The sequence below is a fragment of the Nitrosomonas supralitoralis genome, assembly GCF_003011925.2.
GTDB lineage: Bacteria > Pseudomonadota > Gammaproteobacteria > Burkholderiales > Nitrosomonadaceae > Nitrosomonas > Nitrosomonas supralitoralis.
The window spans coordinates 1-21,393 of the sequence record NZ_PXXU01000022.1 but is presented as its reverse complement, the minus strand read 5'-3'; the positions used below and the strand labels follow the sequence as shown (position 1 = coordinate 21,393).

Below are 21,393 nucleotides of genomic sequence, written 5' to 3'. Positions count from 1 at the left end.
TTTCTATAAATGAATTATCATTGGAATTATCTGAATCCGATATTGGGAATAAAGAAGGAATCATCCCCTTTATTACTGGAACACTAGAAGTAGCCATATATCAGTCTTATTACCAATAAGTTAAATAATTTTTAGTGAAGTTGCTTTAGCAAAGTTGAAGCGTATTAATATATGATTCGCTCATTTATTATTGTGATGACTCAATGCAGTTTACTTTACGTATTACCCGACACATTCTTGTAACAATGCTGCTTATCGCTGCCTTCTTGGTTCTTACTATCGGTTTATTGCTGCGCGCAAGCCTGCCGCAATATGATGGCGAAGCACCACTTTCTGGACTGTCTGCACCGGTCTCTATCGATCGGGATGCGCTTGGCAGCGTAACCTTTAAAGGTGAAAATCGATTGGATTTGGCTTTGGCGATGGGCTATGTACATGCACAGGAGCGCTTCTTTGAAATGGATCTAATGCGCCGGCAAGCTGCGGGTGAATTGTCCGAATTATTTGGTGCCGCATCGCTCGTGCACGATCGCAAAGCTCGTGCATTTCGCATGCGTGCTCGCGCTAGAGACGTTTTACAACAGTTGCCTGCAACTCAACTGCAATTGCTTGATGCTTATCAGAACGGTGTCAATCGAGGCATTACAGCGCTGACTGTGCGTCCTTTTCCATACCTGTTGACACAAACCCAGCCTGCGGCGTGGCGTAAAGAAGACAGCATCTTAGTGATTGCCGCCATGTTTTTTACTTTAAATGAATCCAATATCTATCGTGAACTGGCATTGTCTAGCCTGCGCGCAGCACTACCAGAATCGGTGTATCGATATCTGAACACTCCTGCAGGCAATTGGGATGCACCGCTGATTGATGAACCCATCACATTACCAAAACTCCCGTCAGCGTCGCACATCAATCTGCAAGCAATGGACAAAAAACTATTCAATGGCAACCCATTAGCTGCCGAACAATCGCCGGGCAGTAACAGCTTTGCAGTTGCCGGAGCGCTGACTGGCGGTCCTGCCATCATCGCTAATGACATGCATCTAACATTGCGTGTACCCAATCTTTGGTTTAGATCGCGCCTTATTTATCCTGATGCAGTATCTGCGGATCAGTCTCACGACATTACCGGCATTAGTCTGCCGGGCGTTCCTTCGATTGTGATCGGTTCAAATCGTCATATCGCTTGGAGCTTCACCAATAGCCATGGAGATTTTGCCGATTGGGTACGGATAAAAACTGATCAAGACGATCAAACACGCTACCTCGCTTCAACCGGCTGGCAACCGATGAAAATTCACCATGAAACCATTCGGATCCATAATGCTGTAGATGAAATTCTGCAAATTTCAGAAACCGAATGGGGCCCTATTCTGGCACAAGATCGCGATCAAACTCCTTTGGCGTTGGCCTGGACAGCATTGCGCCCTGAAGCCATAAATCTTAAATTGATCGAGCTGGAGCATGTCAAATCGGCGCATCAAGCTGCAAAAATTGCACCATTGCTTGGCATTCCGGTACAAAATTTTATCGTCGGTGATCGTCACGGCAATATCAGCTGGACACTTGCAGGTCGTATCCCCATTCGATCCGGAACTTATGATCCGTACATACCCGCCGACTGGAGTTCTGCGGATACCGGATGGAGTGGATGGCTGGAACCTGAACACTATCCACTCATCAATAATCCGACAGCACAGCGATTATGGTCAGCGAATTCACGCCCTGTTTCAGGTGAATGGCTGGATCTCCTGGGTAACGGCGGTTATGACTTGGGCGCAAGAACCACGCAAATTCGCGATAGCTTATTTGCGCGCAACCAATTTACCGAGAAAGACATGCAAGCCATTCAATTGGATCAGCGTGCTCTCTTATTAACACGTTGGTATCAGTTGCTGAGCAATATATTGGAATCGGCAGATAATAAGCTGCCGTGGGTTTCAGCAATGAAAGCCGCATTAACTGATTGGGATGGACAGGCTTCCACGGATTCTAGCGCCTATCGGATTGTACGCGCGTATCGCTATGAAGTAACAAAGACTGTGCTAAACGGTTTTGCTGCCCCAGTGCGACAGCACGATGCAGGTTTTAAACTACCCAGACTGAGCCAGGCCGAAGTAATTGTGTGGCAACTGATTGATCATCAACCTCAGCATCTGTTGCCATCACTGTATAAAAGCTGGGAAGAATTGTTGTATCTTTGCGCACTCCATGTCGCCGAACAATTGGAACAAGATGGCGGCATCACCGAGCGAACCTGGGGAGAAGTCAACGCAGCCCGTATCAGGCACCCGCTCAGTCAAAAACTTCCACCGTGGGTTGCACGGTGGCTTGATATGCCGAGTGACCCGCTACCCGGCGATCACAATATGCCACGTGTGCAATCCCCTAGCTTTGGCGCTTCGCAACGCTTCGTGGTGGCTCCAGGCCAGGAAGAACAAGGCTATTTTAATATGCCAGGAGGACAAAGCGGACACCCGTTTTCGCCATACTACGGCCGCGGACATGCCGACTGGGTTAATGGGAACCTCACGCCTTTTCTTCCGGGCACAATAGAAAGACATATGAAGCTTATTTCAGCCAAGTAGCAAGAATATATTACAGTGATGCGATTATCTTGGCTTAATTAACTTGATTGTTAAAAACTGCGTAGCAATATGTGCTTTTACAAAGTATGTGCTGTTCAATAAGTCATTTCTTTGGCTTTGTATGAGGTGCTTCGCTTTCTTCAATAATTTGTGCATCTTCGATGATGACGGTTTGATCCGTTCCGGACTGTCGGTTTACATCACCGGAAGCTTGCATGGTCTTTTCATATTTCCGGCGCAGCCACCAAAAACGAATACCAACGGCCACAACAGCCACGGCAACTAATGCCAGGAAAGCGGCAAAAAAGAAAATACCGGCGAACACCATAATCACAACAACGGGAATCAGCATTGCGTAAGTCAGCCATCGATTTAAAGGCGATACCGGCGCGCGCTGATATTCTCCCGATTCATTCTGATGATAATCAGCAATCCTGCTGATTATAATTTTTTTTTCCTCATCATTCATTGCATCAACTCCTCGATTGCAGCAACTGTTTTGGGTGCTGCTAAAGTTAAAAGTTCATGGTCCGTTTGAGTAACCACTACATCATCCTCAATGCGAATGCCAATATTCCAGAAATGTTCCGGAACATTATCCGCCGGACGAATATAGCAACCCGGCTCAACCGTCAGCACCATGCCGGGCTGCAATAAACGCCACTCACCTTTTTGTTTGTATTCTCCAACATCATGCACATCCATACCCAGCCAATGTCCGGTCCGATGCATATAAAAACATTTATAGTCGCCTGACTCCAGCACAGACTCGACGCTACCCTGACATAACCCCAGATCAATAAAACCTTGTGCCAATACATGGAGTGCGGCCAGGTGCGGATCATTCCAGCTAGTTCCCGGCTTCACCTTCAAGATGGCGGCTGTCTGGGCAGCCAATACAAGTTGATACACATCTCTTTGTGCGGCAGTGAATTTTCCATTAACCGGAAATGTTCGCGTAATATCCGAGGCGTATCCATCCAGTTCACAACCCGCGTCAATCAATAATAATTCACCTGACTTCAGCTCGGCATTATTCTGCACATAATGTAACACGCAAGCATTCGCGCCACCGGCAACAATCGAGGCATAAGCCGGTGCCTGCGCTCCTTGTCGATAAAAGGAATAAAGCAGTTCGGCTTCAATCTCGTATTCTCGCATTCCCGGGCAGGTAGTTTGCATCGCGCGCTGATGTGCCTGAGCCGAGATATCTGCTGCACGCTGCATAATTTGCAATTCGTCGGTACCTTTAATCAAACGCATCTCATCCAATAATGCGCGGTAATCATGAATCTCGCGTGGTGTCGCCACGCCTGCACGTGCCAGTTCACGCACCCGATTTAACCAACCGACAACACGCTGATCCCAATTTTGATCCAACCCCAATGCGGTATAAACAGCTTTCTGATCAGCAAATAACTGAGGAATCAATTCATCCATTTTAGCTAACGGATAGGTCTCATCAAACCCAAAAACCTCTTTGGCTGCCCCCGGGCCATAGCGAAAACCATCCCAGATCTCACGCTCTGAGTCTTTCTCACGACAAAATAAGATATGCTTAGCCGGTGTATGATCAGTCGCGTTAACGATCACCAACACCGCTTCAGGTTCGCGAAAACCAGTCAGATAATAAAAATAGCTATCAAACCGATATGGATAATGTGCGTCACCATTCCGCACCTGCTCCGGTGCCGTTGGAATTATTGCCACACCCGCTCGCATTTGAGCTGCCAGAAGCTTACGGCGAGCGATATAAGGTTGAATATATGTCATAGCTACGTTTCAAGGTTATGGCAATCACTTATTACTTGATCTCTGATTGCGAATTAAGTTGCTTATCCAATGCTTCCAATCGTTCCGGCGTTCCCACATCGATCCATTGTCCGCAAAAATATTCACCACTCACTTTGCCTTCCTCTATCGCTTGTCGCAATAACGGAGCCAGCTTTACCGCCAAGCCCGGTTTAATTGTGCTAAACAATTTCGCTTGATAAATGCCAATGCCACTAAACGTTAGACGATTGCTTCCTGTAGAGAGGAGTTGATTATTCTGCAACGCAAAATCCCCTTCTGCGTGGTGCGGCGGGTTATCCACCAATACCAGATGAGCCAACTGTGCTCTTTCCAATTGCATCGCTTTCATTACCGGTAACAGCGATACATAATCCATTTCACAATAAATATCCGCATTGACCACCAAGAATGGTTGGTTACTGGATTGATCCGTCAAAAGCGGCAAAGCATTGGCTATCCCGCCCGCTGTTTCCAAAACCACTTGCTCCGGTGAATACTGAATATTAACACCATAGCGCTCACCTGTACCCAAAGCATTTTCGATCAGTGCACCCAGATATGCATGATTGATGACGATATCGATAAAACCTGCACGCGCCAGATTTTTTAGCTGATGTTCAATTAAAGTCACCCCACCGGCCGTTAACAAAGGCTTGGGTAAAGAGTCTGTAAGCGGCCGCATGCGCTCACCGCGCCCTGCGGCAAGAATCATAGCCTTAAAGAAAACACTTTTAGAAGGTGTAACCAATCTTCTGGCCTGATTTAGCAGGATGCAGTTCATCCAGTAAATTCAGCAAAGGGTGAAGTTCCCGATAACGCTTGCACGCTGCACGCAAATATTCCATCACCAGCGGCATATCGCTTAAATAAGCTGCTTTGCCATCACGATAGTTTAGGCGAGCAAAAATTCCTAACACTTTTAGGTGGCGTTGCACACCCATCCATTCAAAATCCCGATAAAATTCCGCGAAATCAGCAGCTACAGGTAGTCCGACTTGGCGTGCTTTTTCCCAATAGCGAATAGCCCAATCCAAAATGCATTCTTCGTCCCAACGTATATAAGCATCTTTTAATAATGACACCAGATCATACGTAATCGGTCCATATACCGCATCCTGAAAATCCAGAATACCCGGATTCGGCGTCGATACCATCAAATTACGCGAATGATAATCCCGATGTACCAATACCTTGGCTTGTGCCAGATTATTTTGTAATATTTGTCCAAAAACATGGTGTAAAACCGTTTGTTGTGCCTCTGATAAATCCATTTGCAAATGCGTCGCAACATACCAGTCAGGAAACAAATCAAGTTCTCGCTGCAATAGCGCTTGATCGTAACTTGGCAAGGGTCTGATCCGCTGCGTCAATTGCATTTGTATCAAAGCATCCGTCGCATCACGATAAAGTTGATTAGCTGACTCAGGCGATTGATTGAGCGCTTGCAAAAAAGTGGTGTGACCCAAATCAGATAACAATATAAAACCTAGTTCCAGATTTTGCGCCAGAATTCTGGGCACATGCACTCCGACTGCAGCCAGAATCTCCGCTACGTTCAAGAACGGCGCGCAATCTTCATGCTGTGGCGGTGCATCCATCACGACCAACGTCTGATCATCGAAGGAAATCCGAAAATAGCGTCGGAAGCTCGCATCCGCAGAGGCTGGATTCATGGTAAACAATCTCCCCGGAAATTGCTCTTTTATCCAATTCTCAAGTAGTTGTATACGTTCCATTCATATATCCGGATAATTAACCATTCTCAAGATCTATAATGTCCAAAATTCTTTTCATTGAAAGTGCGTCACAACTTCACCCTGCGAGTTAAAACTGGAACCGTTCTCAATAACAGTGGATAATTCGATCTTGTAAGATATCTTACAGTATTAGATTTTATCACGTCACTTGCGTGGCCAGCTGATCAACTGGTAGATCAATCAATAAGGAGGACAATCATGATTAATAAAAATGTAATTGACGAAATCAATGCAAAAGTCAGTGAAATTATGCAAAACAGCCCGGCCAAAGACATCGAAAAAAATGTTCGGGTTTTATTATCAGGCGCATTTTCCCGGCTTGAACTAGTCACGCGTGATGAATTTGATATACAACAAGAGGTTTTACAGCGCACCCGTGAAAAACTGATGATTCTTGAAGCCAAAGTTGCTGAACTGGAAGCTCACTTGAATACAAGCGAAATACAATCTGAACCCGAGAAATAAATAAATTTTTACCCACGCTGTTACGCTTGAGTTAATTTTCTCTCGTATCAGCAACCTAAATCTGCGATAACTCTGATGTCACTCGCCGTACTATATAGCCGCGCGCTCTCAGGTATTCAAGCACCGTTGGTGACAGTGGAAACACACATCGCCAATGGCTTACCCAGCTTTACCATCGTCGGACTTCCCGATACCGAAGTTAAAGAAAGCAAAGACCGTGTCAGAGCGGCGCTGCAAAACGCTCAATTCAAAATTCCTGCGCAACGTATCACCATCAATCTGGCCCCTGCCGATCTACCCAAGGAGAGCGGACGGTTCGATTTACCCATAGCATTAGGGATACTTGCGGCCACTGGGCAAATCCCCAAAGATAAACTGGACCAATATGAATGGGCCGGCGAACTTGCATTAACCGGTGAATTACGCCCGATTCATGGCGCACTGGCAATGACCTACAACGCATCGCAATCCGGCCGCAGTTTCGTGCTGCCGGAACAAAATGCCGCTGAAGCTGCGTTAGTCAAAAAAGCCACAATCTTCGCAGCAAAATCGTTATTGCAAATCTGTGCGCATTTAACTGGGCAAACAGCATTACCCATTTTTGCAGGCTTAACTGAGCACAAAAATGAAGACTCCACTTTCCCGGACCTCGATGAAGTCAAAGGACAAACGCATGCCAAACGCGCACTGGAAATTGCCGCTGCAGGCGGCCACAGCTTATTGATGTTGTGTACAATAAATCTATCGCAAATAATAAAACTCTTTAGAGTTTACATATAGTTAATTTTACCTTTATATCGATTTAGCTAATAATCTTAAACATAATAAATAAAAGGGTGTATCGCAAATTAATTTTTACTATTTGTTAAGGTGATTTAAAAAGAGAAAACAAAGAATTGATAAAAAACCATAGAATAAAATAGAATATGATATAAATTTTTATATCTTATATTAAATCTTATCTACCATCATATTATTTATTTATCAGAGCATCATGTCATATAAATTCAAAATTGCCCCCTACACATCAATAACAATATATTTCATTTAACACTTAAATTTAGGAAAATTTCGCAGAACTGATTTGTTGATAAGGAATACTACAAAATTTAGATACTTCAATTATTCTTAACAGAAACTTTGCTTTTTTGTAGCACTTATGGGAATCTAGATAATTTAATTAAAATTGAGAATTTGATTTGAATAGTAATGATATAAAGCTAAGATTCTTAAAGGTTACTAATGACAGGACAATCATTAACATTGAATCTATTTCAAATATCATTGATAGCATAAAAGAAAATGGCTCTGTTTCAAATCTAGTTAATAGTATTAGAAAAAGTACTTCTATAGAAGCAAAGAAAAGGTTAAAACTAAGATTACCTGCATTCTTTCCAAACTTATTATTTCTTGATGGTGATACTAATAGCACCATAAGACCATCTGGAATTATTGGTTTTGATATAGATTTACAAGACAATTCAGATGATTTTGATATTGTTAAACTTAAGCAAGAAATTATCAGTATTCCTTCTTGTTTCTATGCTTACATCTCACCTTCTGGTGGATTAAAGTTTGCAATTAAAACTGACTTTACTGATTTGGATGGTGAAGAATCAACAAAACCAAGATTTAAGGCTGCATACAATCTAACTTTAGAATATTTATTAGATAACATTCATACTGAATTTATCTGTGATAAAAGTTCTGCTTCAATCATGCAAACCAGTTTTATTTCAAACGATCCCCAGGCATTTATCAATATAGACTGTGATATTTATAGGATAAATGATCAATGTGTTTATATACCAAATGTATTATCCATCTCAACTGAACCAAGACAAGATAGTGAATACATTTTAGAACTTCTTAAATACATTCCCAAATTGAGTTATAACGAGAGACTTCCGATTAATTATTCGGTGTTTCAATGTTTGGGTTCTTCAGGCAAGAGCATTCTTATTGACCACTGGGTGCAAACTGGCATTCCCTTATCAAAAATAAAACCCCAAATTGAAAGTCAGTCAAAGAATATAAAATTTGGTTCTATTGGATGCTTGGTTAATGCTGCCAAGAGGTATGGATATGAAAAAATAGTTACAGGCCGAGCTAGAAATAAACTTCGAGCAAAGAAATCTGAAATTCAGTTGAAATCATTACTTACCCCAGAAGAAGGTACGGCAAAATTAAGTGAAATCGTTAAGGATTTTTTCACACAAAATCATAATGTATTTGTAAATGTATCTGCTGGCGGAGGGAAATCTAGCGCTGTATTGAATGTTCTTGCAAAAGATATACCTTACAATAAAAAAATCCTATTTTTAGTTCCATCACATGCTTTAGCTGATGAATTAGAAAAGAAATTTAAAGTTGCTAGAAATAATCCTGAATTAAATGAGTTCGAGAAAAAACATGGGTTGGGAGAATCGATTCAAGACAAAGAATTTGATTCGATGATATTACATCTCAAAACTTTTAAAAAACCAATATCAGGCATTGTGCATCTGAAGGGAAAGAATAAATTGTGTGTAAATGAATCTGCAAGAAATGAATTTGATGGTGTCAGTAATATTCCCATGAAATACTGTAGTACATGCTTTTACGTGTCCGAATGCGGATATATAAAACAGTTTCAAAACAGATTTGATAATATTCGAATTATGACTCATAACGAATGGATGAATAATCAATCTGCTTGGTTTAATGGATATGAAGAAAAATATGGCAGGTATAAAAAAATTAAAGGTGATTTTGTTAGAATCAAAGACGAATTCGTATTAGCAAATCGAAGCACGAAAAATGACAGCTTTGTGTCTGTAGTAATAAATGGTAAAAACATACCAATTATTGATGGGAAAATTAAATTAAATGATGAGTTTTTAGATATTTGCGGGGAATATATTGAGGAAGATGGCAAATTCCTTGATGTCACTAACGAGTATCTAGAAGAAAGTGGTGACATATACCCTAGCGATATTAAATGGATCCCTGACTATATTATTATTGATGAAAATATAATTTCAGTTGCCTTAGAGAAAATTAAAAGCGATGACGGAAATAAGCATCAATCTATTCGTAAGATAATTAATACTGTAAATAATGGAAAGTCACTGAGTGAAGCGATTGATGAGAATATCCATCTCCTATTTATAGATAATGTGGAAAATACAAAGCCAAAGTTTCCAACCTTTGACAACGATATTCCGAAGTACTGCAATCTTCTCTCAGCTAGGAAAGATCAACTAAAATCCTATTCAGAAATTCTCGAGCATTTAATAGATTATTTAAAAACAAAAGATCAAAACTATTTACAAGGAATGTGGGTAGCAGATAACAAGATTCACTTTGCTCCAGTTTCGCAAGCATCACAGCATTATCAAAATATCCCAACACTTTTCTTAGACGCAACAGCCAATGCTGAAGTCGTTCAAGCTACTCTAGGGAATCTAAAATTTCACTCGATTGCAATCCAGTCTAAAAATGACATTAACCTATATCAGCTTGCAAATTTCACTGTCACTAAGTCATATGTAAATGAAGCTGATAATCGAACAAAGTTGGTGTCATGGATTAAAACCATTATAAATAAAGGGCAATATGACAAGGTCGGGATAATTACATATTTAAAAGCTGAAGGCATTAACTGTAACTTTGATGAATTCCTCGCTGCTGAGACCGGTGCTGCTGTACACGGTCACTTTGGTGCAATTCGAGGGATAGATAAATTTGATGATGTAGATTGTTTATTAATTGTAGGAAGGCACTTTATAGGAACAGATTCAACAAGTCGGATCTCAGCTGCAATTTTTGGCGAAATTGAAGAATATGAAACAATCTTAGCGGACATGCCTGTTAGGATGAAAGATGGCTCAAAATATTTTGTTAATAGTGGTAGTCAAGTAAATGGAAAACATTTAGCAATAAACGAGCATTTTTCTTTAGCCGAAACAAAGCAAGCTATTGGTCGCTCAAGAGCTATTCATGGCAATAAGAAAGACGTTTACATTTTTAGTAATGAAAGTTTAGGCCTTGATATTGAAGTGACGGATTTCTTCTATCGAGAATGTGAAGACTCGGTTACATGCTCAGATGATGTAATTCAAAGAATTAAAAGTATCGGATATGTCTTAAATACCCCAAAAGCGTTATTGGATATGGGTTTGAATAAAAATGATATAAAAAGCCGGAGAGAAGAACTTATCGAGAAGCTTGCTGAAAAAGAAATTATTCTTATGAAATGTAATATGGTTGATGCAACATATCGTAAAAGTGTAGTGGAATATTTTATTGCAGATAAATCTAAATTTATTGTTGACGAAAAATTCGATAATAAGAAATTTAAATCTTTCGTTATAGTAGAAAATCACATACTCAATTGATGAGATTTACAGATACTAATCAAGAAGATTCAAAAAAAATGTTCATTTTTTAAATAATTATAAGATAATTTTAGATTTCTCAGCTGTAGATTTTTTTGAAGTAATAGAAGATTTTCTTCTAAGTAATAATCATATTTTTTCTAGGCATCAATGTTAAACGGTGCTCCACTGATTGGATTTCAATCATTACAAAACGCCCTAGTATCTTTTTGATTAATTCATAAAATTTACGCTGCCTTCTGTTGATACAAATATTTCTGAAACTCAATAAACAAAGAACTTATATTTGCAGTATCGACTAAACTTGTTCGTGAATTCTGCTTATTTATATTTTAGATTTCATGGAATTCTCTAAATAAAAGTGTTTACTCTGGAATTTTCAAAATCAAAATGAAGTAATTTCTTGATTCATTTTGTCAGTTCTAAGTATTTCATTCTCCAGCTCATTTATTTCATTCATAACCTGACTATTCTTGATTTTTACAGATATATACTTGACCAGAGCTCTACTTCTTTTCACATTAGTTATATATGTGAGCAAATTGAGAATAAAAGCGCCATCTGACTCTTGATAATGCTCATATTCAGAAACCTCACAAAACATTAAATAATCAGCTAGAGATGATTTTTCATCAGTTAAAAAATTAACCATTTCGGTTCTAATAAACTCAATAAATTGCGGAAATGTTGATGAAGAATACGTATCATCCCAGTAAACATTTATCATATTCCCATTCTCATCAATACGTACTTTCGTTTCTGACCCGATTGAATTTTCTATTTGAGAGTAATTCAGCATCAATTTATCTTTATTATTTAGGCCAATAGACTTTTTTCGGAGTGGAAGAAGAAAATACCTTTGATAATTGTAAACATCTATTGTAGATAAGAAATTTATAACATTTTTCCACTTCTCATATTCAGAATAACTTGACACCAGATGATCATAAAATTCAAATTTTCTATCATCAGTTAGGCGACTAATGAACACAGATGAGAAATACTCTTGAATACTTTTATGAACGTAAGAGTAATTATCATAACCATCCTCAATAATAAGGGCTGTGATAAGTGTAATGTCGTCAATCAATTCATCTTCTAAATTCTCTTTTATACGCTCATGCTCTGTAGATTTATTTAAATAATTTTTGAAATCCAAAGTATTAAATCTTATTTTTCCCGCTTTTAAAGAAAGGAAACATAATGTTTCAAAAATTCTTTGTATCTGATAGTCGGAAAGCTTTGATCTTCTTTCTCTTTCAAATCCCAGTTTCATACGATCATGTCTATAAAGCATGGTTGGAAAAATAATACTATAAAATTCTGAAATACTATCTGGCTTAAATTGTCTCGCTTTATAGGTAATAGCAAATAATGTTAAAAGTAGGGGTGTTCTAGTCACATCCGACAAAAATTCATTTTCCTTTAAAACTTCCTCAATCGGACGGGATTCTTCTTCATTGCCAAATAAATGTTTTAAGAATTTTTCCTGAATATCTTTTGATAAAAATTTAATTTTAAATGTCTTGAAATATACTGAAGCTCCAAGACCTGCATCTGGTCGAGATGAAACCACTATTCTAAGATTCTTATATGTTTTTGCAATTTGTTCCAATTCTCTTGCAGTTTTTATTCTTACATTTGAAGGAACTTCATCAAATCCATCTAAAATAAATAAAAGTTTTTCTGATTTTGCCAGATAGTCAAACAATTCGACTTCAATCTTAATACCAAAATTTTGGATTGCTATTATCAACTCTTCTTTTAGTGGGCGCTCAAAGCTAAGATTCCGAAATTCTATGAAAATTGGAATAAAATGGCCGTTTTTAGCTTCTTCTAAGCATAAATATTTAAGATATATCGATTTACCCTGACCAGGACCTCCTTGTAATAAAACCTTTTCCGTATTGAAAGATCTGATATCATGAACTATTTCAGGCTCATCGAATGTTACAACACCCTCACAATAAATTTCCCCTAAATCAAGAATTTTGTCAGGGTTGAAAATAGTTTTCACTTTTCCTATCTGAGATATATTTTCTATTAGTGCTCTAATTCTTTCAATAGAAAGCTTTTCCCTCACTTCATTTCTAATGACACCTTTTGCTGACTGATAAAGATCTGCGGCAATTTTGTCTAATCCACCAGTTGCTAATTTTATTAGTTCTTCAAACATTTTATTTTTCATAGTATTAGGCTTTTGAATATTTTAGCAAATCTCATCAATAATACAGCGAATTTCTATGCATCTATGTCATTTACATCATATTAATCAGTTAGGTTATAGGTTATTATCGATTATTTAGTGAAATCTTGTCTGAATTTGGTTTTCCAATTAGATTGAAACAATATTATCTGTAATCACCTATCATCATAGAAAGTTTGTTTAATTTAATAATTACTTAGTTTCTCTATTCCTTAAATAATATTGAATTTTTGTCATGATCTGCATTTCAAAGTCATAAAAAGTTATACTTTTCAAGGAGTCGATCTGACAAGATTTCTAAACATTTCATCTGCTTACCTCAATTCCTACAAATTAGTCTCAAAAAGTATAGTTTGCGATACATTGCTTTACACATGTCTTAAATAATGTCTTATAATTACATTCTTCTAATCTTATAGGAATTATAAGACATGCCATTAATTGGATATGCTCGAGTAAGCAGTACTGGTCAATCTCTTGACGTTCAACTTGATAGACTCAAAAATTCTCAATGTGACAAAATCTATCAAGAAAAGAAATCAGGATTAACTGCTAACAGATCAGAACTAAAAAAATGTTTGGATTACGTTAGAGAAGGAGATGTATTAATTATTACGAAGCTGGATAGATTAGCTCGGTCAACTCTTGATCTTCATAATATTCTGGAACAGTTAAATAAGAAAGGAGTAGGTTTTCGAGTCCTAGATCAATCAATTGATACCACAAGCCCGACAGGAAAATTACTTTTTGGAATTCTTGCTAGTATTGCTGAATTTGAAACAGAGCTAAGAAAAGAACGACAAATGGAAGGGATCAAAAAAGCTAAAGATAATGGAGTATCTTTTGGACGTAAAGCCAAACTAACTGATAAGCAAATTGAGGAAATGAGTCAGAAACGTTCTGATGGGGTTTTGATAAAAGATTTAATGTCGGCTTATAAATTATCTAAGGCTTCGGTTTATAGATTATTGGCGACTACCAAAAAACTTCACTAACACAAATAAGATTTAAATTTTAATTAGGTATTAAACGACAATTAAAATTGGATATTCATTAATTATTTGCTAAATCTTCAGCTCCAGTAATCGAGGTATGGATGAAGAACTTGCTTATCTTAGAAGGTGGGCTATGAGTGAATTCAATAATCGTCTTGAAGCACAGCGTGAATACTTCTTCATATTAAACGAGAATTTAATCGAAAGAAGAGTTATTTGGTCACTCTAGAGGTGCTAAAGACCGATAGATCAAGGCAACTAAATTCGATTCACAATCAAATTTAGTTGAATTAATTGGTGAAGCTGCTAATAAACCTTTTTCCTATCATATAATGCCCAAGAAAATGTCACTTAAGACACAAGCACTTATCAAACAGAAATTAAACCGGTAATTATCAATTTTGCTTGAATTTTTCTTAAACAAATAATCCGCTCAAGAGTTATTATTTTTGTTTTTATATTTCACTCATAAATTCAAACAAACATCTTCATACTGAATTCTATACCTTGATGAGTTTAACTAATGACATCATTGGCTAATCAATTCTCGAATTCTATCGCCAAATTTTTGAATTGACACATTCTTAATTAACCCATAACGATTAAGCATAAACGGAATAACTACCACAATTGTACCGTTCATATTAATAGTCCAATTGAGTTCTCGATCATCAATCATTTCAGTATGGAATGATAGTCCCTCATCTACAAAAGCTATTTTATAATCTGCTAGGTAGCTTATTCCAACACATACAATCAATTGTGGACAATAAGTTTCCACCCATTTTTTCATGATGGGAAATCGGTTTTTCCTGATCCACTCTTGATAGTCATTAAAACTTGTTGCATTTTGAAAAGCCGCTTTCCAACATTCATATTTAGTAGTTTTGAAAGCCAATGGATATAAATTTGCTTTGAAATAACCTTTTGCTCCTTTCACAAAAGGCTGGTTTGTTTCTGCAAATTTTTTGTAGTCGGTAACTCTGCCTCCGTTTATCGAAATGAGCAATTTTAACGCTTGCCAATTAAAATTAAAGCGAGGTTTAAGATTGTCTTTCTAATCTTCATAACCTTCAGGGGGTAATTCAACTTTATCCGAGAAAATAATACTTCTCAGCTCATGCTCATCAGAAGGATGTCCTCCTCCTCATTCAATCCCACAAAACCAAATACTTTTTCCTTGAGATGAACCAATATCACCTCCATCACACCCTGAAAAGCCACTTGCCCATCTTGCAAAGTCTTCATTTACCCGATCAACCATAAATTCTCTCATTTTTTAAATTATTCAATTAGAACAATATGCCTCTCTTATTCATAGCATTCGTCATCGAAAACTAATTTTCAACCAAAAATATCGGAAAAAAACATTACAAATAAAGAAAAAGAAAAAATCAAATACCATAATCGAATAGGAATTTCGTATAAACAATTAAATTTTCCGAGACCTTGATATATGACTTCAATACATAGTCGAGAAATTATATGTACTAATATAGCTAGTAAGTGATCCAAAACAGTTGCTGGCGGAGTAGACTTAGGAGGATTATTAGGTAATAATGCTGATGTGGGTTTGCCAATTGATATTCTCATCATGAACATGTGGTATTCCTATATTTAAAAAAACCCAGCTCTTACTAGGTTTTAGGTTCACTAAATGAGCAAGTATTCGTAAAACATACTTGCTCATTTCATTATGCACATTGCACTGGTATATATTAGCATTAATATCTGCAATCATTCCTTTTGCGATGACTCACGATATCGTTAGACAAAAAATAAAATTTGACAGGAAAGCATTCAATGCTGGCTTCTCTTTCTCAGAATATATCACCTATTGATCAGTCGATCATAACACCTCACTTTTCTAGTAATGCTTTCCAAGTTAGACAAGTTACCCAAGAAATATTGTGTCCTCGATGAAAAAATCTTTGAACAAACTACTGTTGTGACGCAATAGAACATATATGTATGTACTTTTGCCGGTGATTGATAAAGATGGATGTTACTTAAACGGATGTTACTTAAACTTACAATAATTAAAGGAGAAAGCCACATAGTTATAAGCTCATATCAGGAGACATACTATAATCAATCACCCAAACGCTTAACGAGCAATATATTGAAACATATAAGGCAGCAGTAAAATGCAGTTAAGAAAAAATGTGCTCAGCGAATAATTGGAATAGAATTAAATCCACTAAGTAACTTCATACTTATCTGTCTTGTTTTTATAATTCACCGATCAATCTTGACAATCACTTTTTCTGTTAAATTGTCTTCCTTGAAGTAAAAAATAATTGGCTTTTCCTTTAGTTAAGTAACTTCCAGTATTTTCATGTACTTCTGTGACTTTAGATAATTCAATGAAACAAGATGTAGAAAAAATATTCTTGAGGCTACTATATGAATATAAATCTCAATTTGAACCTATAACCATATTGATAGAATGGTTAATCAAGGTTGTTGCATCAGAAGCGTTCTAATGGTGTACTGATAAAGAATTAATGGCAACTTATAAGTTATCTAAGGCTTCGGTTTATAGATTATTAAATCCAATATAAACGCAGATCAGCTCATACATATTTCGGTACTATTCCGCACAGAAATTTTTTAACAAATAAAATAATATGTCGCACAAACTTAACATTAATTTTAATAAAACTTTTATTAATAAATAAGTTAGTCAAAGGTATAAAAAGAAGGTTTATCATGACTAAATATTCTAAAAAGGCTCAGGAAAAAGTTGAAGAAGCATTGCATGAGATGCATGAAGGAAAGTTAGAATCAGGACGAAGCCATAAAAAAGTCACAAATCCCAAACAAGCTATAGCTATTGGTTTGTCAGAAGCCAGAAAGGAAGGGGCTAAAGTTCCTAAGAAGAATAACAAATAATTTAGTACAGAGCTTTAAAAAACTAAATTCATTCGTTCTTTCAACACGCTTCTATAAATTATTATCCCAGGATGCCTAACAACATGAAATTTCACTTTTTAGTTTATATATCTTTATCTTGTTTACCTTTACTGGGTTGTAATTATTTTGATAAAACGCCCTTACATCCTGAAGGCCAGGACAAATCGCTGAAAACTAAAGTGCTAGAAACAGGTGCAACCTTATTTCAAAGTAATTCCCCTCCTGATTCGATGAATATTTATTTAGTAGGTTTTCATGCAGCAAAGCATGATCCTTTGCATCAAATGGAAGCACATCATTATTGTCATCAAGTAAATGAGGATTTCGCCCAATGTGTATTATTTGATGGGAATACTGCAAACGCTAATTTGATTGGTATCGAGTATATTATTTCCGAAGATATTTTTGAGTCATTACCAGACAACGAAAAACAATACTGGCATCCGCATAACTTTGAAATTTTATCGGGTCAACTAATTGCACCAAATATCCCAGATATTGCTGAAAAAGAACTCATGAGAAGCAAAATGAATAGTTATGGAAAAACTTGGCATGTTTGGAATTCTGCCCCATTTGGTCAAGTAGGAGATAAGCTACCATTAGGAGAGCCGGTACTAGAATGGTCATTTAATCGTAACGGAGAAGATCTCGCTGGTTTAATTGAGCAACGTGACGATCGTTTAAATGTTGATACTGGTATTAAGCGTCAATCAAGAAGTGATTTAACACCTCTTGCTAAACCACAGAATGGAGTCGATACTTTAAAAGATAGATTCAAAAAACCAACCAAGCCGATAATGGGTATAACAGATAAAACAACTAAACCATAACGCTAACTTTCGTGCTTCTCCTGAATTTATATATGGCTTTGATTAAATGCTATTTTTTTATTGTAGAAATACAATTTTAAGACTTAATGCTACTCTGAAAATATAAAGGAGCTTTAATAATGAATAATAGAGGTAAATTGCCGCCTCCTCTGTCGAATATAATTAACTATTTCGATATGATTACATCCAATTAATAATATTATAATTTTAGTAAAATTTCATTCTCGGAGGCTATATGCTTAAGAAGGTACAGATTATTGAAAAGTCTTCAGGTTGTGTAAAAATTCAATTCTCACTTAACCTGGCAGATGATGTTTTTACACAAGAAGACTATATAACAGACGCTTGGAATAAGGGAATAGTGAATGGAGTTTTAAATGCTGATCAACAAGAAAATTATAAAATTGAGGTTTTTGAAAATACCCCCAATAAATAAATTTGTTACGACTACTGGCGACTCAGGTAACATATAATCAGATAATAAGAAGATTTAACAACTAGCAAGTTGCCTAGGTTGTTTTAAAAATAATTAGTATGAGATGATGATTGTGGAATTTTGAAATGTATTTGAAACATACACGGAGATTTAAATGAACCTGTACATTTTCTCAACCCCATATCCCATACCTGATCCTATTCCTGATCCACTACAACCCCCACATATTCCTAGACATCCGGATCCCATACCCGAACCGGGTCCAGAAGAGGAATAAAAGAAGATTAAGCATAAATATAATTTTCTCAAAGAACTTGATTGAGTTATGCACTCATATTGAGTAAATTTATATTTATTTTCTTTAGAATTGGGATATTTAATAATTTACTGCACAAAAGTACTGCATATTAGATAACTTACTTGCTTATCTCTGCAGTTACAGAAATATCTCACAAATTAAAAATAGTGATTTATTAGCTTCTTCCTCAAAATCCTATCCGACTAATTATATTTCCTTATGTGGGTATCCCAACGGAAACTCAGAGTCGTGTTTAGCAATAGGACAATTCTTTTTAAGTAAATTTAGATGCGTTATATAAATGATGTTTCCTTATCCGACATTAATTAACCCGCATATCTTTGAAGGGCTTCAGCAAAGATAGCGGGAGAACCATTAACTAGTTAGGGAAGCTAATGGATCTGAAACAATGATGCTTATTTCCTCGGGACCGGTCTGTTAGACAACTCACATTCCATCAGAATATTATTTAGATCCACTCTAGACTGACAAATTAAAAAATATGAATTTTGTTAATTTTTTCTTCTTATGCGGACAAATCATCCGGAAATTATTTACTTAAGTTTCTTAAGCAATTCCAGATCTAACTTTTTATATCCGTTATTCTTCTAACGAAATAATATAGCAGGCTGATGATTCACTATAGATAATTCCCATTTATTCTTACAACCAAGAAATATCCTTTGACAAGTTTCATAAATAAATTACTATTAAGCTTGTTTATACTTCAGTTTCAGCAGATTTTTAAAATTGTGATACAGTTGATTTATAAACCTAAATACATCAACGAAAAATCATCAATAGACACCGAGTTAATTCCTCCTACAACACTTGCAATATCAATAGTAGCAAAGTGATGACTATCACCACTTACGAAGGCTGTCGGGTTGTACCAAAGGTATCCGTTTGACGTATCTAAATAAATGCCACATAAATTTAAAAAACCATTCCCTGTGAAACCATATCCCTGATAATACGCACTTGGTGCTAGTTTTTGATTTGATAACGCTAATTGGTCAGTGGAAATTGTACCTACTACAGGTATAAAATCAATTGTATCTTCTTGAGGATTGAAACCGTAAATTGTGTCAATTCCATCGTAAGACCATGGTTTCATTTGAAAAATATCATAACCTTGACCGCCATTTAATGTATCATTTCCCGTAGAACCAATCAGCAAATCATTACCATTGTCACCATAAAGGGTGTCATCACCTTCACCCCCACTTAAAACGTCATCTCCATATCCACCGAAAATTTTATCGTTGCCACTAAAACCGGATAAATCATTATTGCCAGCATTACCTTGAATGATGTTATCAAGTTTATTACCCTCTCCCTTAAGAGCAGACCCTTGTAATGTTAAATTTTCGACATGTTCAGGCAATTTGTAATTGGAAATAAAACTTGAAACAAGGTCAATTCCTTCTTCTAATTCTATTGTGACTATAGGTCCTAAAGTCGATGTTAATGTATTTCCTGAGGGTAATCTTATATTTAAAAAATATGTTTTCTCGATAACAACATCTAAAGGATTATCTACAATAAACACATCATTCCCTTTTCCCCCGTACATGGTATCAATACCGAGACCACCATCTAAATAATCATTTCCTCCATTTCCATAGATAATATCGTTCCCATTCAAGCCATAAATAGAATCTGCAGTTTCAGTACCATTTATTTGCGGGTTGTAAATCATAAAAAAGGGCCAGCTCCCGATGATGGAGAAAGTATTATTATCACTTGAGTTAGTCCCATATATATTTGCCATGATATTTCCTATACTTTTCAAATAAAAATATTTTATTATGACCTGCATCAAACTTTGTATATAAAAAAGATGTAAATATGGTCCTTTTCTTAGATTAAATCATTAAATAAGCTTAAATTTATCTTAATTTAGGATGAACAATAAAGTATTTTCTCTTTAAAATTAAATACATCATGAAAAATTGATCATTTTAACTTTAAATCGTATGGTAATAGTTATTGAAGAACTTATTAGGTATTTTTCAGTGGAAGAATATTTAAATGAAGCTTGGAAAAACTCTGTCGAAGAAGGATTTGTCGATGAAACTAATCGTGACAATTATTTATTGAAATTGTTGGCGATATCCCTTCAGACTGACAATAAATTATTAATAAATTTGGTTAAAAGTATTAAACTTTGGAAATGATTTTGTAACTTTCATTATGTTGGGTTTCGTACAGAATTATAACTATAAAATTAATAATATGTCCTTTTATATTGAGCTCAATATGTCAAATGAAAATCCAAAATCAAACCAAAAACGTTTTATCATTTCAATAATTTGGAGTTTAGTACTAGCTTTCGTTATTATTATAATTGGAGCATCAATTTTTTGGGGTTGGTAGAAGGCAACAAATAGTTTAGGAATTATTTTTAACCTATCATAGAGGGAAAATATGGTACAGCAGAAATCTCCCCTACAAGAACTACAAGAGAGAGCCACCAGAAAACGTAATAATCCCGACAAAAGAGACGCAGCAGAGAAATCTCCAACCGGCGAAGTATTTCATAATTCCAACAAAGATCCAAACGCCTATGATGAAAATCCTGGTGATGTGGGGCCAAACACTAGCGTTCCCTCAGGCAAGAACCCTGATAAACCAGCCATGTAGAGTTTTGATATTATATTTTTTTTTATAAGTACTGACAAAATGTGTGGACGTTTTGCATTAGATTTTCCTGCTTCTAGCATTTT

17 protein-coding genes and 1 pseudogene are annotated in these 21,393 nt (G+C 36.5%); 10 read left to right on the top strand and 8 right to left on the bottom strand.

Going from position 1 to position 21,393, the window contains the following annotated elements; all coding sequences use genetic code 11:
• The first annotated feature begins 203 nt into the window (after window positions 1-203).
• The gene (locus C7H79_RS08570) at window positions 204-2,588 is read left to right on the top strand and encodes a penicillin acylase family protein (RefSeq protein ID WP_106706873.1); all 2,385 of its coding nucleotides are present in this window, start codon (window positions 204-206) and stop codon (window positions 2,586-2,588) included.
• Window positions 2,589-2,691: 103 nt separating this feature from the next.
• On the opposite strand, the gene C7H79_RS08565 is transcribed toward C7H79_RS08570, so the two are convergent.
• The 4 genes from C7H79_RS08565 to C7H79_RS08550 are packed head-to-tail and all read right to left on the bottom strand — an operon-like array spanning window position 2,692 to window position 6,118.
• Entirely contained in the window at window positions 2,692-3,057 is a 366-nt protein-coding gene (locus C7H79_RS08565) for a hypothetical protein (RefSeq protein ID WP_106706872.1), read from the bottom strand.
• Entirely contained in the window at window positions 3,054-4,361 is a 1,308-nt protein-coding gene (pepP, locus tag C7H79_RS08560) for a Xaa-Pro aminopeptidase (RefSeq protein WP_106706871.1), read from the bottom strand. The genes C7H79_RS08565 and pepP overlap by 4 nt, the downstream gene beginning before the upstream one ends.
• A 31-nt stretch (window positions 4,362-4,392) precedes the next feature.
• Window positions 4,393-5,094 (bottom strand): N-acetylmuramate alpha-1-phosphate uridylyltransferase MurU, encoded by a 702-nt coding sequence (gene murU / locus C7H79_RS08555; RefSeq protein WP_106706870.1) that lies wholly within the window; start codon window positions 5,092-5,094, stop codon window positions 4,393-4,395.
• Window positions 5,095-5,113: 19 nt separating this feature from the next.
• Complete coding sequence (locus C7H79_RS08550) at window positions 5,114-6,118, bottom strand: aminoglycoside phosphotransferase family protein (RefSeq protein WP_106706869.1); 1,005 nt, start codon at window positions 6,116-6,118, stop codon at window positions 5,114-5,116.
• Between the two features lie 219 nt (window positions 6,119-6,337).
• Here C7H79_RS08550 and C7H79_RS08545 point away from each other — a divergent pair, with 219 nt between their 5' ends.
• The 3 genes and pseudogenes from C7H79_RS08545 to C7H79_RS08535 all read left to right on the top strand — a co-directional run bounded on the left by C7H79_RS08545 (window position 6,338) and on the right by C7H79_RS08535 (window position 10,983).
• On the top strand, window positions 6,338-6,604 hold the full coding sequence (locus C7H79_RS08545; RefSeq protein WP_106706868.1) for an accessory factor UbiK family protein: 267 nt from the start codon (window positions 6,338-6,340) through the stop codon (window positions 6,602-6,604).
• Window positions 6,605-6,679: 75 nt separating this feature from the next.
• Window positions 6,680-7,333 (top strand): annotated as a pseudogene (locus C7H79_RS08540) (magnesium chelatase domain-containing protein); the annotation flags it as partial.
• Between the two features lie 470 nt (window positions 7,334-7,803).
• Window positions 7,804-10,983 carry a BT4734/BF3469 family protein gene (locus C7H79_RS08535; RefSeq protein ID WP_106706866.1) on the top strand — a complete coding sequence of 1,060 codons (3,180 nt, stop codon included), beginning with the start codon at window positions 7,804-7,806 and terminating at the stop codon, window positions 10,981-10,983.
• Between the two features lie 385 nt (window positions 10,984-11,368).
• Here C7H79_RS08535 and C7H79_RS08530 read toward each other — a convergent pair whose 3' ends face one another.
• Window positions 11,369-13,159, bottom strand: a complete 1,791-nt coding sequence (locus C7H79_RS08530; protein ID WP_172592388.1) for an NACHT domain-containing protein — start codon at window positions 13,157-13,159, stop codon at window positions 11,369-11,371.
• Window positions 13,160-13,620: 461 nt separating this feature from the next.
• On the opposite strand from C7H79_RS08530, the gene C7H79_RS08525 reads away from it, so the two are divergent.
• Window positions 13,621-14,184 carry a recombinase family protein gene (locus C7H79_RS08525; protein ID WP_106706864.1) on the top strand — a complete coding sequence of 188 codons (564 nt, stop codon included), beginning with the start codon at window positions 13,621-13,623 and terminating at the stop codon, window positions 14,182-14,184.
• A 529-nt stretch (window positions 14,185-14,713) separates the two neighbouring features.
• Here C7H79_RS08525 and C7H79_RS08520 read toward each other — a convergent pair.
• Window positions 14,714-15,193: a hypothetical protein gene (locus tag C7H79_RS08520; protein WP_106706863.1), complete on the bottom strand. Its 480-nt coding sequence runs from the start codon at window positions 15,191-15,193 to the stop codon at window positions 14,714-14,716.
• A gap of 104 nt (window positions 15,194-15,297) precedes the next feature.
• Window positions 15,298-15,432 (bottom strand): hypothetical protein, encoded by a 135-nt coding sequence (locus C7H79_RS19215; RefSeq protein ID WP_258577628.1) that lies wholly within the window; start codon window positions 15,430-15,432, stop codon window positions 15,298-15,300.
• A gap of 1,464 nt (window positions 15,433-16,896) precedes the next feature.
• Between C7H79_RS19215 and C7H79_RS08515 the strand changes: the two genes are divergently transcribed.
• From C7H79_RS08515 to C7H79_RS19210, 4 genes are all read left to right on the top strand, one after another.
• Window positions 16,897-17,079, top strand: a complete 183-nt coding sequence (locus C7H79_RS08515; protein WP_106706862.1) for a DUF6496 domain-containing protein — start codon at window positions 16,897-16,899, stop codon at window positions 17,077-17,079.
• 83 nt (window positions 17,080-17,162) lie between these two features.
• On the top strand, window positions 17,163-17,930 hold the full coding sequence (locus C7H79_RS08510) for an OBAP family protein (protein ID WP_106706861.1): 768 nt from the start codon (window positions 17,163-17,165) through the stop codon (window positions 17,928-17,930).
• A 235-nt stretch (window positions 17,931-18,165) separates the two neighbouring features.
• Window positions 18,166-18,366 (top strand): hypothetical protein, encoded by a 201-nt coding sequence (locus tag C7H79_RS08505; RefSeq protein ID WP_106706860.1) that lies wholly within the window; start codon window positions 18,166-18,168, stop codon window positions 18,364-18,366.
• A 154-nt stretch (window positions 18,367-18,520) separates the two neighbouring features.
• Window positions 18,521-18,643, top strand: a complete 123-nt coding sequence (locus C7H79_RS19210; protein ID WP_258577627.1) for a hypothetical protein — start codon at window positions 18,521-18,523, stop codon at window positions 18,641-18,643.
• Between the two features lie 787 nt (window positions 18,644-19,430).
• Here C7H79_RS19210 and C7H79_RS08500 read toward each other — a convergent pair.
• Window positions 19,431-20,438, bottom strand: coding sequence for a calcium-binding protein (locus C7H79_RS08500; RefSeq protein WP_197714612.1), 1,008 nt, complete (start codon window positions 20,436-20,438; stop codon window positions 19,431-19,433).
• Between the two features lie 181 nt (window positions 20,439-20,619).
• Between C7H79_RS08500 and C7H79_RS08495 the strand changes: the two genes are divergently transcribed.
• Window positions 20,620-20,844: a hypothetical protein gene (locus tag C7H79_RS08495; protein WP_172592387.1), complete on the top strand. Its 225-nt coding sequence runs from the start codon at window positions 20,620-20,622 to the stop codon at window positions 20,842-20,844.
• Window positions 20,845-21,393 lie beyond the last annotated feature (549 nt).

What these genes read in the sequence shown, in the direction of transcription:
- C7H79_RS08565 (WP_106706872.1), bottom strand. Translation starts at nt 3,057, where the DNA reads ATGAATGATGAGGAAAAAAAAATTATAATCAGCAGGATTGCTGATTAT.
- C7H79_RS08515 (WP_106706862.1), top strand. Translation starts at nt 16,897, where the DNA reads ATGACTAAATATTCTAAAAAGGCTCAGGAAAAAGTTGAAGAAGCATTG.
- C7H79_RS08505 (WP_106706860.1), top strand. Translation starts at nt 18,166, where the DNA reads ATGCTTAAGAAGGTACAGATTATTGAAAAGTCTTCAGGTTGTGTAAAA.
- C7H79_RS08545 (WP_106706868.1), top strand. Translation starts at nt 6,338, where the DNA reads ATGATTAATAAAAATGTAATTGACGAAATCAATGCAAAAGTCAGTGAA.
- C7H79_RS08550 (WP_106706869.1), bottom strand. Translation starts at nt 6,118, where the DNA reads ATGGAACGTATACAACTACTTGAGAATTGGATAAAAGAGCAATTTCCG.
- C7H79_RS19210 (WP_258577627.1), top strand. Translation starts at nt 18,521, where the DNA reads ATGAACCTGTACATTTTCTCAACCCCATATCCCATACCTGATCCTATT.
- C7H79_RS08500 (WP_197714612.1), bottom strand. Translation starts at nt 20,438, where the DNA reads ATGGCAAATATATATGGGACTAACTCAAGTGATAATAATACTTTCTCC.
- C7H79_RS08525 (WP_106706864.1), top strand. Translation starts at nt 13,621, where the DNA reads ATGCCATTAATTGGATATGCTCGAGTAAGCAGTACTGGTCAATCTCTT.
- pepP (WP_106706871.1), bottom strand. Translation starts at nt 4,361, where the DNA reads ATGACATATATTCAACCTTATATCGCTCGCCGTAAGCTTCTGGCAGCT.
- C7H79_RS08510 (WP_106706861.1), top strand. Translation starts at nt 17,163, where the DNA reads ATGAAATTTCACTTTTTAGTTTATATATCTTTATCTTGTTTACCTTTA.
- C7H79_RS08570 (WP_106706873.1), top strand. Translation starts at nt 204, where the DNA reads ATGCAGTTTACTTTACGTATTACCCGACACATTCTTGTAACAATGCTG.
- C7H79_RS08530 (WP_172592388.1), bottom strand. Translation starts at nt 13,159, where the DNA reads ATGTTTGAAGAACTAATAAAATTAGCAACTGGTGGATTAGACAAAATT.
- C7H79_RS19215 (WP_258577628.1), bottom strand. Translation starts at nt 15,432, where the DNA reads ATGAAGACTTTGCAAGATGGGCAAGTGGCTTTTCAGGGTGTGATGGAG.
- murU (WP_106706870.1), bottom strand. Translation starts at nt 5,094, where the DNA reads ATGATTCTTGCCGCAGGGCGCGGTGAGCGCATGCGGCCGCTTACAGAC.